Genomic DNA, 13,167 nt, shown 5'->3' on the forward strand with positions numbered 1-13,167 from the left:
GTGGGAGGCTTCGAGAGAGCGTGTCACCACGCTCTGACGGCAGGCGCGGGACGAGCGGGACGAACTCGCCGTCCCGGCTGAGCATCAGACATCTGGGCCGGGAGCCGGCAGCTCGCATGTCCCTTTCGGGACCGCTTGGGCTTCAGCCCTGCGAATCCGGTTTCCAGTCCTGTACGAGCAGCCCGAGAATCACCTCGTCCAGGAACTCGCCCAGCACCCATGCGGAGGAGCGCAGTACGCCCTCGCGGACAAAGCCGTTGTGCTCGGCGGAGCGCAGCATGGCGTGGTTGTCCGCCAGTGTCTCGATCTGCAGCCGCTGCAGGCCGCGGACCACGAAACCGTAGTAGCAGAGCGTCGCCACGACGTCTGTGCCGTAGCCCTTGCCGCGTGCCCCCGGCAGCAGGCCGAGGCCTATGTGGGCGGACCGGTGGTGGTTGTCGATGCCCCACAGCGTCGCGGTGCCGGCCAGAGCGCCTCCTTCCAACTCCACCACGGAGAACGCGACGCTGCCTTGCGCCGTGTCGTCCACCATGAGCCGCGGGTCCTTCGAACCGGGTGAGATCGGCCGCCACGGCCCGGCCTCCGCCCGCGCGGAGTTGACCACGTCGTCATAGAGCTCGGTCCGCAGGGTGGGAATGTCGTCCTCGTGCCGGGCCCTCAGCCCGATCTTGTTGCCCTCTAGCATGCAGGTTTCTTATCCGACTTGACTCGCCTGCGACAAACGAATTCATGGACAGTCCAGGTACAGCCAGAGCCTGCCGGTTGCCGACTCGCGCGCGATCACGTCCTCCTGGCCGTCCCGGCCGAAGTCCCCGTGGCGTACGAGAGCGTCGAAGGCGTTCCCGCCGCCCGTGCCCAGGAGGTCGACGGCTCTGTCGGGCGCCAGTGACGATCACCGCAGGCGGGAGCCTCGGGGAAGGCCGGCACGACCCCGCGGACGACCGGCGGCCGTACGACCTCCCATCGCCCCCGGGAGTCCCGTGGCGGAGGCGCCGTCCCCTCCGCCGGCTTCGTCGGTGTCACACGCTGAGTGCCTCGCGCACCGTGCTCTCCGCCGCGGTCCCTCCGGCTCCGGAGGAGGTGACGCGGCCCGCTTCCAGCACGAAGTACCGCTCCGCGGCGCGCATGGCGAAGCCGACGTGTTGTTCGACGAGGAGGACGGACAGGCCGCCGCGCGAGGTGAGGGTCAGGATCACCTCCTCGATCTCGCGGACGACGGACGGCTGGATGCCCTCCGTCGGTTCGTCGAGGAGGAGCACCCGTGGCCGGGTGATCAGGGCCCGGGCCAGCGCGAGTTGCTGGCGCTGACCGCCGGAGAGGAGGCCGGCGCGGCGGTCGGCCAGCTCGCCCAGGACCGGGAAGAGGTCCAGGGCCTCCGCGATCGCCTTCCGCCCGTCAGGACGCCCGTCCGCGACGAGCCGGAGGTTCTCGGCGGTGGTGAGGTGAGGGAAGGACTGCTGGCCCTGGGGTACGTACGCCATGCCACGGGCGACCCGTCGGTGCGGGGCGAGGCGGGTGATGTCCTCCCCGTCGAGCAGGACCGACCCGGCGGTCGGCCGGATCGAGCCCATGGCGGTCCGGAGCAGGGTGCTCTTCCCGGCGCCGTTGTGGCCGAGGACCGCGGCGACGCCGTTCTCCGGGACCGTGACGGTCACCTCGTGCAGCACCGTGGTGCGGTCGTAGCCCGCCCGCAGGCCGGTGATCTCCAGCACGGCGCTCACGCCCTCTCGGTGACGGGGAAGGAAACGGGGGGCGGCGCGGATTCCCCGTCGGAAGCCGTCCCGAGGTAGACCTCCTGGACCCTGGCGTCGGCCTGGACGTCGGCGACCGAACCCTCGCTCAGCACCCTGCCGCCGTGCAGGACGGTGACGCTGCGGGCGAAGGAGCGCATGAAGTCCATGTCGTGCTCGATGACGACGACCGTCCGTTCCCCGCTCACCCTGCGCAGCAGCTCACCGGTGGCCTCCCGCTCGTCGTGGCTCATTCCGGCGACGGGCTCGTCGAGCAGGAGCAGCCGCACGTCCTGGACGAGGAGCATGCCGATCTCCAACCACTGCTTCTGTCCGTGGGCCAGCACACCGGCGGGCCGGTCGCGCAGCTCGGCGAGGCCCGTGGTCTCCAGCGCCCGCGTGACCGCCTCGGGAACGTCCTTGCGCCGCCTCAGCAGGGCGAGCGCGCCGCGCCCGGCGCCCGCGGCGATGTCGAGGTTCTGCAGCACGCTCAGCTCCTCGAAGACCGTGGCGGTCTGGAAGGTGCGGCCGATGCCGAGGCGGGCGATGCGGTGGACGGGCCTCCCGCGGAGTTCGTGGCCCTCGAAGCGGACCGACCCCGTGGAGGGCACCAGGCCGGTGACGGCGTCGACGAGGGTCGTCTTGCCCGCCCCGTTGGGACCGATCAGGAAACGCAGGTCGCCGGGCCGGATGTCCAGATCGACGCCGTCGACGGCGGTGAACCCGTCGAACGTCACCCGCAGGTCGCGGACGGTCAGTCCGTCGTCGTTCATGGTGTCCCTCCTGTGGGAGCCGCCGGAGTGGTGCCGGGCCGGGCCCGCCGCGTACGGACGACGGACATCAGGGAGGCGAGTCCGCCGGGCAGGAAGCCGACCGCCACGATGAACAGCAGGCCCTGGAGGTAGGTCCACGCGGCGGGGAACGCGTCGGACAGCGTGCTCTGCGCCCAGGCCACCGCGATCGCGCCGAGCACGGCGCCCAGCAGCGAGGCCCGGCCCCCGACCGCCGCGCCGATGACGAAGCCGATGGACGGCACGATCCCGATCAGGGCCGGGGAGATGATGCCGACGGCCGGGACGAAGAGGGCACCGGCCAGGCCCGCCATCCCGGCAGCGCCGACGTACGCCACCAGCTTGACCCTGGCCGGGTCGTAGCCGAGGAAGCGTACCCGCTCCTCCGCGTCCCGCACCGCGATCAGGAGCTCGCCGTAGCGGCTGACGAACAGCTGACGGGCGACCGCCATCAGCAGCAGCAGGGCGGCGGCGATGACGAAGTACACCATCCGCTGGTTCACCGGGTCGTCGAGGTCGTAGCCGAAGAAGCCCTGGAAGTCGGTGAGCCCGTTGGTGCCGCCGGTCGTGGCCTGCTGGCCGACCAGCCAGATCGCCAGGGCCGCCGCGAGCGCCTGGCTGAGGATCGCGAAGTACGCGCCCTTCACCCGGCGTCGGAAGACGCCGAGGCCGAGGAGCGCGGCCACGGCCATCGGAAGCAGCACCGTCATGGCGAGCGCGAAGACCGGGTTCGCGAACGGTGCCCACCACCAGGGCAGCGCGTCGGAGGTGCCGTACAGCTGCATGAAGTCCGGCAGCGTTCCGCCTGTCGCGGCGGCGTCGGCGAGCTTCAGGTGCATCGCCATGGCGTAGCCGCCGAGCCCGAAGAAGACCCCCTGGCCGAGCACCAGGAGGCCACCGCGCCCCCAGGCGAGACTGACCCCGACGGCGACGATCGCGTAGCAGAGGTACTTCGCCAGGAGGTTGAGCCGGAAGTCGGTGAGGAGCAGCGGCGCCGCGCCGAGCAGCAGGACCGCGCCGAGGACGAAGGCGCCCGGCACGCGGAACCTGCTGAGGACCGCGGTGGCGGACCGGTCCTTCGCGGGGGCGGCGGGAGAGTCGGGAGGGGAGAGGGTCGTGGTCATGCCAGACTCCGGGTGCGCAGTGTGTAGAGGCCCTGGGGGCGCCACTGGAGGAAGACGACGATCGCGACGAGCACACAGACCTTGGCGACGCTGACGGTCGTCGAGTACTCCACGGCCGACTGGAGGACCCCCAGGGCGAAGGCGGTGATGACGCTCCCCTTGAGCTGGGCCACACCGCCGACGACCACGACGAGGAAGGCGTCGACGATGAAGTTGGTCCCCATCGTCGGACCGATCGGGCCGACCAGGGTGAGTGCGACGCCGGCCACTCCGGCCAGGCCCGAGCCGATGAAGAAGGTCGTCCGGTCCACCGTGGCCGTCGCGATGCCGGACACCTCGGCGAGGTCCCGGTTCTGTACGACGGCCCGGATGCGGCGCCCCAGCGGCGTCAGCCTCAGGAGCAGCGCGAGCCCGAGCACGCTCAGCAGTGCCAGGCCGAGGATGAAGAGCCGGTTGGCGCCGAAGGTGACGCCGGCGACGGAGACGTTACCGGTGAGGAGGTCGGGGGCGCGGGTCTGGACGTTGGGGGCGCCGAAGACGTCCCGGGCGAGCTGCTGGAGCATCAGGGAGACGCCCCAGGTGACCAGCAGGGTGTCCAGGGGCCGGGCGTAGAGGCGCCGGATCAGCAGCCACTCGAGGAGGGCACCCATCGTGCCGGCGGCCAGGAAGGCCAGCGGCAGGGAGACGAGAAGCGAGGCGCCCGCGCCGTCGAGGGACTGCTGGAGGATGTAGGTCGTGTAGGCGCCGGCCATGATGAACTCGCCGTGGGCCATGTTGATCACGCCCATCTGCCCGAAGGTGAGGGTCAGGCCGAGCGCGATGAGCAGAAGGACGGCACCGATGCTGATACCGGTGAAGGACTGGTTGAGGACGACCGTCATGAAGCGGCTCCGGAGGGGGACGGGGGCGTGCGGGCGCGGCCGGGAGCGGGTCAGGACAGCCCGGCGGCCCAGGCGTAACCCTTCAGGTACGGGTCCGGCTTGACGGGCTTGCCCGAGTTCCACACCTCGTCGATCAGACCGTTCGCGCCGATCCTTCCGATGCGGGCGGTCTTGTGGACGTGCTGGGTCGCCCCGTCGACGGTGATCGTGCCTTCGGGCGCGTCGAGCGTGATCCCGTCCGAGGCGGCCTTGACCTTCGCCACGTCGAAGGAGCCGGCCTTCTCGACCATCGCCTTCCAGAGGTACACGGCGTTGTACGCGGCCTCCATCGGGTCGCTGGTCGGCTTGTCGGCGCCGTAGGCCGCCCGGTAGGCCTTCACGAACTTCTCGTTCGCGGCGCCCGGGGTCGTCTGGTAGTAGTTCCAGGCGGTCAACTGGCCTTCCAGGTAAGGGGTTCCGATGCTCTTCACCTCCTCCTCGGCGATCGACACCGAGAGCACCGGAAGGCTCTTCGCGGTGAGTCCGGCCGACTTGTACTCCTTGAAGAAGGCCACGTTGCTGTCGCCGTTGAGCGTGTTGAAGACGGCGTCGGCGCCGGCACCCTTGACCTTGTTGACGATGGTGCTGAACTCGGTGGAGCCGAGGGGCGCGTAGTCCTCGCCGACCACCTCCATGCCGTTCGCCTTCGCGTACGCCTGGATGATCTTGTTGGCCGTGCGCGGGAAGACGTAGTCGCTGCCGACCAGGTACAGCCGCGTCAGCCCCTGCTTCCTGAGGTACTCCAACGCGGGCACGATCTGCTGGTTGGTGGTGGCACCCGTGTAGAAGATGTACGGAGACTGCTCCAGGCCCTCGTACTGCACCGGGTAGAACAGCAGCGACTTGTGCCGTTCGAAGACCGGCTTGACGGCCTTGCGGCTGGCGGAGGTCCAGCAGCCGAAGGTGGCGGCGACCTTGGCGTCCGTGATCAGCGCCTCGGCCTTCTCGGCGAAGGTGGGCCAGTCGGAGGCGCCGTCCTGGCTGACGGGCTCCAGCTTCTTGCCCAGCAGACCACCGGAGGCGTTGATCTCCTTCACGGCGAGGAGCAGCGCGTTGTGCACCGTCACCTCGCTGATGGCCATGGTGCCGGAGAGCGAGTTCAGCAGGCCGACCTTGACGGTGCTGCCGGACGTGTCGGCCTTGGCCTCGGTGCCGGCGGACGTGCCGCTGCCCGTCTTGGCGCCGCAGGCGGAGAGGGCTCCGGCCGCGCCGACGGCCGACAGGCCCGTGAGAAGACCACGTCTGGTGAGGATGAGCCCGGACATGCGTGACCTCCGTGCCCTCGAAGGGCGAGGTGAGGGGAGCGGAAGGCTCCGATCGCTGAAGTGCGTCACAGCCTGGGCCGGATGTGTTTCCCCCGCGTTTCACGGCAATTGAAGAACAGTTTCTGTAGGAAGTAATCGCGCCGGATGCCAAAGTGAGGATGCGTCAAAAACATTCCTGTACTGCTGACTTGATGCACAAGTGCCAGTACTTCCTGTCGAAAGGATCTGCGCCGCGCCTGCTCTGCCGGGAGCCCCGGGACGGCTGTACGCTCGACGGGTCCCCGCCCTCGGCGGACATACGGACACGAGCGCGAGGAGCGAGATGACGAAGCGGCAGCACGACCTGCTCCATCTCCTGAGCCGGGCCGAGCGGGCCTCCGCTCGTCGGCTCCAGTCCGTGCTCGGCGGGTTCGACTGCTCCCTGGAGGCGTGGCGTGTCCTGGACCTCCTCACCGACGGGCAGGGCCACACCATGACCGCGCTCGCGGAGCACGCCTTCCTGCCGGCGCCCACCCTGACGAAGCTCGTCGACCAGCTCGTCGACCGGAATCTGGTCTACCGTCGCGCCGATCCCGCCGACCGGCGGCGCGTACTGGTCGCCCTCACGCCCCGAGGAGTCGATCACGGCCGGCAGGTGTCGAGCGCGGTACGGGCCGATCGGGCCCGCTGGGCCGCCTCGCTCTCGGAAGCCGACGAGGCGGATCTCGCCGACCTGCTGCACAGACTGACCGAAGCCCTGGGCGACGCCGTCACGGTCGGCGCGGCGGTGCGGGAAGCTGGGCGAGCACGTTGAAGTCATGGCCGTCCGCCTCCGCCAGGTAGATGCGCTGGCGCACATGACGGCCGCTCAGGCCCAAGAGGCCGCGGGGACCCTCGTACGAGACGTGCTCGGCGGCCGCTCCGATGGTGGCCACGTCGAGGGTCCTGGCCCGTTCGACGAGGGCCGCGAGCAGCAGCACCCCCTCGTAGCAGGACTCGCCGAGACTTCCCGGCACCGGGGCGTCGATCCCGAAACGTCCGGCGTACAGGCCGTGGAAGTCCATGCTGTTCCGATCGGCCAGCGAGGCGAAGAACCCCGACGTGCTGAACAGGCCGACCGTGGCGTCCGCGCCACTGCCCAACAGCATGTTCTCGTCCATCAGCGTGCTCAGCCTCAGACACCGCAGGTCGAGACCGGAGGCGGCGAACGCCCGGTTGAAGCGGACCGCGTCACTGCCCACCAGCAGCATCAGCACACAGTCCGCGTCGCCCCGTTCGATGCGATGCAGCACGGCGGCGAAGTCGTCCGTGCCCAAGGGCAGATACGCCTCCCCGCACACCCGGCCCCGGCAGTCGCGGGCGTAGAGGTGTGCCGCCCGCGCGGTACGACGGGGCCAGACGTAGTCGTTGCCGACGACGAACCAGCGCCGCACCCCACGCGATTCGGCCAGCCAGCGCATCGCGGGGAGCAGCTGACCGTCGGGGGTCTCGCTGGTCAGGAAGACACCCTCGGTGTGTTCTCCGCCCTCGTACAGAGCCGTGTACACGTACGGGACCCGGTGCGCGATCCGCGGTGCGACGGCCTGGCGGACGGAGGAGATGTGCCAGCCGGTGACGCCCTGGACGATCCCCAGGGCCACCAGGGCCTCGACCTCCGCCGCGACCCGCTCGGGATCGGCTCCGCCGTCGACCTCGATGAGCCGCAGTTCCCTGCCCAGCACTCCGCCGGCCTTGTTGACCTCCTCGACGGCCAACCGGGCGCACGCCTCGCAGGTCGGACCGAAGATGCCGGCCGGGCCCTGCATGGGGTAGACGAGTGCCACGTTGACGGACGCGTCGTCGGCCGCGAACCACTCGGGGGTGTGGAGGGGGAACGGCCGCTGCATGGCACCCATGATTGCCCGACCCACCGCGGGGCCCAAGCCGTGCCCTTGATCGAGACCGAATCGTAGAGGTCGGGTCCGTCACGCCACCCGCGGCACCGGCCGGCTGCTCCCGCGGGGGCAGCCGTGCACTGGTCAGATCGTGACCGGGCCGTGGGCGGTGGCGAACTCGACCGAGACCAGACCCGGTTCCTCGTCGTCCTCCCAGGTGACGTCGATCTGGTCGAGGGGGTGGTCGGCCGGTTCGCCGAGGAATTCGGCGATGGAGGCGGCGTCGCCGGCGAGGGAGATCCCGTGGATGGTGGTGGAGGTGCGCGGGTCGGCGCTCGGGCGCTCCTCGTCGGGGACCAACCACTGGAGGAAGTACGGCAGCTGCGGGTCCTCCATCAGTTCCAGCAGGCCGATCTGCTTCCACTTCAGGTCGAACCCGTCGGGGCGGACGCGGTGGCCCTCGGACGCGGTGCGGCCGAGGCGGGCCTCGACCGGGGCCATGTCGTCGACGGAGACCACCCAACCGAGCCAGCCGCCGCCCTCGGCGGCGCGGCGCGCGACCGCCTGGCCGAAGGGCGCGCGGTCGGCGGCGGGGTGGTCGAGGGTGGTGACGACCTCGACGTAGGTGCCGCCGCTCAGCGGGAGAATGAAATTGCGGGTGCCGAATCGCGGGTGCACGCCCCCGTCGACGAAACCGGCGCCAAGGGCCGATCCGATCCGCTGGACGGTCGAGACGAAGCTGTCGCGGGCCACCGCATAGGACACATGATCAAGTCGCACGCCGCCATCATCACTCGACAATCCGCACAAATCCCGACGCCACGCCCGCCGTCTCGGCCGCGTCTGCCATGGATTCGGGATCAACCCGTCGAGAGGCACGTCCTCAGGCTGATCATTCCGCGGCGAGGGTGTGTTCCTTGAGGAATACGCCCGCGTGCGCCGCCGCCTCTTCGGCGGTCGCGTACGACGTCCCCTCGGCGGCGGTGGCGGATGCTCCGTCAGCGCCTCGCCCGGTCCAGCCCCAGCCACCTGAAGGCGACTGCACCAGCTCGGCAGAGCCTCGGAACAGTGCGAGGGTTCTCGTGGTTCGCCGCCATGGTGTCCAGTCCGTGCGGGCGCACCGCAAGGCCCATCTCACCGTTTCCCGGGCAGGCTCACCCAACGGGAGCGTGACCGTCCTGTCGGTGCCCAAGAATCGTCAAAGACGTTCTGCGCGTTGAGCAATGAGCGACCGGGCGGCCGTTCCCGGCTCGTACGTTCCTCGTGTGACTCCTCCTTCCTCTGTGTCTCACATATCCCAGGGCCCTGACGCGGCCCCTTCCTCCTCCTCGCGCCGCACACTGCTGCGCACCGCCCTCACCGGAGCGGCACTTACCGCTGGGTCCTGGGCGTGGGATCTTCCCGGGGCGTCTGCCGAGCCTCGGGGCCGCGAGAAGCCGCGGCCCGCCACCCCCGCGGCGGCCTTGCGTGAGCTGGAGGCGGGCAACCGGCGCTGGCGCACCCACCACGAGCGACACCCTCACGAGTCGCTCGCCGTCCGCAGGGAAACGGTCTCCGGGCAGCATCCGTTCGCCGTCGTACTCGGCTGCATCGACTCCCGCGTCGCGCCCGAGCTGGTCTTCGACCAGGGCCTGGGTGATCTGCTCACCGTGCGCTCCGCGGGAGAGGTCCTGGACGAGGCGGTGCTGGGCAGCGTGGCGTACGGAGTGCTGGAGCTGGACGTCCCGCTCGTCGTGGTGCTCGGGCACCAGTCGTGCGGCGCCGTGTCCGCGGCCGTCCACGCGGAGCAGACCGGCGAGCGGCTGCCCGCGCACATCCAGTACATCGCCGACCAGATCAGGCCCGCCATCGACCACTCGCACGAAGGAGCGGCCCGCATCGACGCGACCGTCTCGGCACAGGTGCGGCGCGTGCGGTCACAGCTGGCCGCGGAGCCGGACCTCGCCGCCAGGATCCGGGAGGGGCGGCTGGCGATCGTCGGCGCGCGCTACGAACTCACCGACCAACTCGTCCATCCGGTCGACTGACCGAAGCGGCCGAATCCGTCGAGGCAGATCGAGGCGGACCGGGGTCGATCCGGCCTACGCCCTTCCACGCCAAAAAACGGTGATCCACGGGGCGGTTTATGGCTGGGCGTCACCCTGCCTCGACATGCGAGGGCCCCTAGCATTCGACCATCCCCGCTCACCACTGCGGGGTGGTCGGACAGAGTTCAACCGCATGCTAGTTCAACCGTTGCCGGTTGTACTACCCCGCTGCGTGTGTCCGGCCCTTGCGATTCCGCGCGCGAAGCACCCGATGGGAGAAGCATGAGATTTCCCCTGCTCGTGGGCGGGGCGGTCGCCGCCCTGTTCGCCTCGGCACTGCCCGCCCAAGCCGGCCCGTCGTCGATCGTCGACCCGCCGCCGGACCGGATCGTCATCGACATCGCCACGGTGAACGGATCCGGCTGCCCCCTCGGCACCGCCGCCATCGCCGTCTCCGAGGACAACACCGCCTTCACCGTCACCTACAGCGACTACCTCGCCCAGGTGGGCGGCGGCTCCGCACCCACGGCGGCCCGCAGGAACTGTCAGCTGAACCTCCTGGTGCACGTACCGCAGGGGTTCACGTACGCGATCGCCAGCGCCGACTACCGGGGCTACGCCTCGCTCCAGCGCGGAGCGAGCAGCACGGAGAAGGCCTCGTACTACTTCCAGGGCTCACCGAACACCGCCTCCCGCACGCACACCTTCCGGGGCCCGTACGAGGACAACTGGCAGGCGACGGACGAGACCGACTGGGCACAACTGGTCTGGGCGCCCTGCGGAGTGCAGCGCAACTTCAACATCAACACCGAGCTCCGGGTGAACGCCGGCACCTCGAACCCGGCCACCACCAGCTACATGACCATGGACTCCACGGACGGTGACATCAGCACCGTCTACCACCTCGCGTGGAAGGAGTGTCCGGCCGGCTGAGGCGGGCGGGGTCCACGGCGGCCGTGGCGCGTGGCGCACCGACGCGCCCGGCCGCCCACCGGCACCCGCCCGGCCGCGCCGGTGTACGTCTCGCTGGGGATCTCCGACCGGCGCGTAGTACTTGAGGATGACCCGGTGCCCGTACGGAGACGGACATTGGGACCGATGGGGAACCTGGGCCCGGGACAGCCGTCTTGATCCTCGCGTCGGCTTGATCGTCGAGTCGACCCGAGGAGGTTCTGATGACAGGTCAGGTGACGGAGAGGCCCGCGATGGCGTCGGCGCCCGAGTACCAGGGGGCGCTGGGGTCGCTGTCGGTGAACGCCTCTCTCCCCGAGGTGCTCGCCCGGGGCGTCGAGGAGCTCCGGGCGGCGGAGGCCGCCGGGGACGGGCGGGAGGCGGCGCGCTGCGGGCTGGCGGTGGCGGAGGCGTGCCGCAGGCTCGGCCGGATCGAGGAGGCCGACCGGGCGTGGAAGGCGAGCTACCGGGCGGCGCGTTCGGCCGGTCACGAGGGCGCCATGGCGTGGGCGCTGTGGAGCGGAGGGACCCTGGCCCGCCAGCGCGGCGCGCTCAGGCTGGCGTACCGGCTGCTGGGGCTCGCGGCCGAGACGGGGGAGCGGGGCGGGGACGTCGTCGTCCGGGGGTACTCGCTGGCGGGGCTCGCCGAGACCGGCCGCATCCAGGGCGACTACGAGGCGGTCGGGAGGCTGCACGAGCAGCTGCTGGCCGAGGCCCGCCGCCGCGGTGAGTCCCGGCACACGGTCTGGGCGCTGGAGGGCATCGCACAGATGCACCGCAACACCGGCTCCTACGACCGGGCCCTCGCCCTCTTCGAGGAGGCGGCCGAGACGGCGTCGCGCGCCGAGGACCGGCGCGGATGGGCCTGGGCCCTGCGGGGCATCGCCGACGTCGTGTCGGTACGGGACGGGGACGTGGAGCGGGCCCTGTCCCTGCTGTCGCAGGCGGAGGAGGCGTGCCGGGAGATAGAGCTGGCCAGCGCGCTCGCGTACAACCACAAGATGCGGGGCAACGTGCTGTACCGGGCGGGCCGTTACGAGCAGGCCCGTGAGTGGTACGCGCAGGCGCTGGCGGAGTTCCGCGACATGGAGGAACCGCGCGGGACCGCGCTCTCGCGGCTGGGCCTGGTCAAGGCCGAGGCCCGTCTGGGCCGCGACGCTGCCCACACCGCCACCGAACTGGCCGGACTGCGCACGACGTTGGACCGCATCGGGCTGCGGCACGCCCGGGACATGGTGGACAAGGCCGCCGCCGAGCTGGGGGTCGGCCCACTGCCGGACGGGACCGGGGACGGACCGGGGACAGCGGCACCGGTGCTGCCGGCGGTCGGGGCGGAAGCCCTGCGGAAGGCGGACGTGGAGGGCCTGCGGTGAGCGTCCTCCCGACGTCCGCGCCGGTGGCCTGCCCGCCCGGCGTCGCGCCGCGCGCGGTGGCCGCTCCCGAGGTGCGTGCCTCCCGTCCGTACGAGGCCTCGGCGGCCGAAGTCCTGGGGCGGTGCCGTGACCTCGTCCGGCCCGCACTGGTGGAGGCGGTGGGGCGGCTGCACCCCTGGACGGGGGAGATGGCCGCGTACGCGCTGGGCTGGGCCGACACGGACGGGAATCCGGACCCGGACGGATCCGAGGGCAAGGGGGTGCGGCAGACGCTCGCGGTGCTCGGGGCCGAGGCCGTCGGCGCGGACGGCGCGGTGGCCGTCCCGGGGGCCGTCGCCGCCGAGCTCGTCCACACCTTCTCGCTCCTCCACGACGACATCATGGACGCCGACGCCCTGCGCCGGCAGCGCCCGGCGGCCTGGAAGGCGTACGGGACCGGCCCGGCCGTCCTGGCGGGCGACGCGCTCCACGCCCAGGCCGTGACGAGCCTGGCCGAAACCCCGGGGCCGCACGCGGCGACCGCGGTACGGCACCTCTGCCTCACCCTGAACGCGCTGGTCTCCGGCCAGGCGGAGGACCTCCGCTTCGAGGACCGCCCCTGGCGCGGACCGGGCGCCGTGGAACCGGCCCAATACCGGGCCATGGCCGAAAACAAGACGGGCGCCCTGCTGGGCTGCGCGCTCGCGCTCGGCGCGATCCTCGGCGGCGCCCCCGACAGGACCGTGGCCACGCTCGATCGAGCCGGTCGCCGGCTCGGCCTCGCGTTCCAGGCGGTGGACGACATCCTCGGCATCTGGGGCGACCCGAGAGTGACCGGCAAGCCCGTCCACGCCGACCTCCGGCAGCGCAAGAAGACCTACCCGGTCCTCGTCGCACTGGCCGGCGGAGGCCGAGCCGCGCACGAACTCGCGGTGCTGCTCGACTCCGCCGAACGGATCGAGGGCGAGACCGCCGAGCACGCCGCGGCGCTCGTGGAGGCGGCCGGCGGCCGGACGGAGACCCGCAAGGAGGCGCGGCGCCACCTGGACGCGGCTCACCGCACCCTGCGAGAGGCGCCGCTGACGCACCCGGCGGCACACCGACTGGACGTGTTGTTCACGCACTTGCTCGACCGCACCTGGTGACGCCGCGGT

13 protein-coding genes and 1 pseudogene are annotated in these 13,167 nt (G+C 71.2%); 5 read left to right on the forward strand and 9 right to left on the reverse strand.

What is annotated here, in order from left to right:
* Positions 1-142: 142 nt before the first annotated feature.
* The 7 genes and pseudogenes from ACF08F_RS09510 to urtA form a co-directional block, all read right to left on the reverse strand.
* Complete coding sequence (locus tag ACF08F_RS09510; RefSeq protein WP_392297939.1) at positions 143-685, reverse strand: GNAT family N-acetyltransferase; 543 nt, start codon at positions 683-685, stop codon at positions 143-145.
* A gap of 57 nt (positions 686-742) precedes the next feature.
* Positions 743-862 (reverse strand): annotated as a pseudogene (locus ACF08F_RS09515) (ATP/GTP-binding protein); the annotation flags it as partial.
* Between the two features lie 157 nt (positions 863-1,019).
* Positions 1,020-1,712 carry an urea ABC transporter ATP-binding subunit UrtE gene (urtE, locus tag ACF08F_RS09520; RefSeq protein WP_392298256.1) on the reverse strand — a complete coding sequence of 231 codons (693 nt, stop codon included), beginning with the start codon at positions 1,710-1,712 and terminating at the stop codon, positions 1,020-1,022.
* Between the two features lie 5 nt (positions 1,713-1,717).
* A complete protein-coding gene (gene urtD / locus ACF08F_RS09525) occupies positions 1,718-2,503 on the reverse strand; it encodes an urea ABC transporter ATP-binding protein UrtD (protein WP_392297940.1) in 786 nt (261 codons plus the stop codon).
* Positions 2,500-3,645, reverse strand: a complete 1,146-nt coding sequence (gene urtC, locus ACF08F_RS09530) for an urea ABC transporter permease subunit UrtC (protein WP_392297941.1) — start codon at positions 3,643-3,645, stop codon at positions 2,500-2,502. The genes urtD and urtC overlap by 4 nt, the downstream gene beginning before the upstream one ends.
* Positions 3,642-4,526: an urea ABC transporter permease subunit UrtB gene (gene urtB / locus ACF08F_RS09535; protein WP_392297942.1), complete on the reverse strand. Its 885-nt coding sequence runs from the start codon at positions 4,524-4,526 to the stop codon at positions 3,642-3,644. The genes urtC and urtB overlap by 4 nt, the downstream gene beginning before the upstream one ends.
* 50 nt (positions 4,527-4,576) lie before the next feature.
* On the reverse strand, positions 4,577-5,830 hold the full coding sequence (gene urtA / locus ACF08F_RS09540; protein ID WP_392297943.1) for an urea ABC transporter substrate-binding protein: 1,254 nt from the start codon (positions 5,828-5,830) through the stop codon (positions 4,577-4,579).
* A 322-nt stretch (positions 5,831-6,152) separates the two neighbouring features.
* Here urtA and ACF08F_RS09545 point away from each other — a divergent pair, with 322 nt between their 5' ends.
* Positions 6,153-6,623, forward strand: coding sequence for a MarR family winged helix-turn-helix transcriptional regulator (locus ACF08F_RS09545; protein WP_392297944.1), 471 nt, complete (start codon positions 6,153-6,155; stop codon positions 6,621-6,623).
* Here ACF08F_RS09545 and ACF08F_RS09550 read toward each other — a convergent pair.
* Entirely contained in the window at positions 6,580-7,695 is a 1,116-nt protein-coding gene (locus ACF08F_RS09550) for a substrate-binding domain-containing protein (protein ID WP_392297945.1), read from the reverse strand. The genes ACF08F_RS09545 and ACF08F_RS09550 overlap by 44 nt on opposite strands.
* Before the next feature lie 132 nt (positions 7,696-7,827).
* Positions 7,828-8,463: a VOC family protein gene (locus tag ACF08F_RS09555; RefSeq protein ID WP_392297946.1), complete on the reverse strand. Its 636-nt coding sequence runs from the start codon at positions 8,461-8,463 to the stop codon at positions 7,828-7,830.
* A gap of 485 nt (positions 8,464-8,948) precedes the next feature.
* Between ACF08F_RS09555 and ACF08F_RS09560 the strand changes: the two genes are divergently transcribed.
* The 4 genes from ACF08F_RS09560 (at position 8,949) to ACF08F_RS09575 (ending at position 13,158) form a co-directional block, all read left to right on the forward strand.
* Positions 8,949-9,710: a carbonic anhydrase gene (locus ACF08F_RS09560; protein ID WP_392297947.1), complete on the forward strand. Its 762-nt coding sequence runs from the start codon at positions 8,949-8,951 to the stop codon at positions 9,708-9,710.
* 282 nt (positions 9,711-9,992) lie between these two features.
* The gene (locus tag ACF08F_RS09565; protein WP_392297948.1) at positions 9,993-10,643 is read left to right on the forward strand and encodes a DUF4360 domain-containing protein; all 651 of its coding nucleotides are present in this window, start codon (positions 9,993-9,995) and stop codon (positions 10,641-10,643) included.
* Between the two features lie 242 nt (positions 10,644-10,885).
* On the forward strand, positions 10,886-12,034 hold the full coding sequence (locus tag ACF08F_RS09570; RefSeq protein ID WP_392297949.1) for a tetratricopeptide repeat protein: 1,149 nt from the start codon (positions 10,886-10,888) through the stop codon (positions 12,032-12,034).
* A gap of 71 nt (positions 12,035-12,105) precedes the next feature.
* Complete coding sequence (locus tag ACF08F_RS09575) at positions 12,106-13,158, forward strand: polyprenyl synthetase family protein (protein WP_392298257.1); 1,053 nt, start codon at positions 12,106-12,108, stop codon at positions 13,156-13,158.
* Positions 13,159-13,167: the final 9 nt, after the last annotated feature.

It is taken from the genome of Streptomyces sp. NPDC015130 (assembly GCF_043080005.1).
Taxonomy (GTDB): domain Bacteria; phylum Actinomycetota; class Actinomycetes; order Streptomycetales; family Streptomycetaceae; genus Streptomyces.

Bases quoted from the DNA above. Each gene is read 5' to 3' on its own strand.
- ACF08F_RS09565 (WP_392297948.1), top strand. From the start codon at position 9,993: ATGAGATTTCCCCTGCTCGTGGGCGGGGCGGTCGCCGCCCTGTTCGCC.
- urtD (WP_392297940.1), bottom strand. From the start codon at position 2,503: ATGAACGACGACGGACTGACCGTCCGCGACCTGCGGGTGACGTTCGAC.
- urtA (WP_392297943.1), bottom strand. From the start codon at position 5,830: ATGTCCGGGCTCATCCTCACCAGACGTGGTCTTCTCACGGGCCTGTCG.
- ACF08F_RS09570 (WP_392297949.1), top strand. From the start codon at position 10,886: ATGACAGGTCAGGTGACGGAGAGGCCCGCGATGGCGTCGGCGCCCGAG.
- ACF08F_RS09545 (WP_392297944.1), top strand. From the start codon at position 6,153: ATGACGAAGCGGCAGCACGACCTGCTCCATCTCCTGAGCCGGGCCGAG.
- ACF08F_RS09510 (WP_392297939.1), bottom strand. From the start codon at position 685: ATGCTAGAGGGCAACAAGATCGGGCTGAGGGCCCGGCACGAGGACGAC.
- urtB (WP_392297942.1), bottom strand. From the start codon at position 4,526: ATGACGGTCGTCCTCAACCAGTCCTTCACCGGTATCAGCATCGGTGCC.
- ACF08F_RS09550 (WP_392297945.1), bottom strand. From the start codon at position 7,695: ATGCAGCGGCCGTTCCCCCTCCACACCCCCGAGTGGTTCGCGGCCGAC.
- urtC (WP_392297941.1), bottom strand. From the start codon at position 3,645: ATGACCACGACCCTCTCCCCTCCCGACTCTCCCGCCGCCCCCGCGAAG.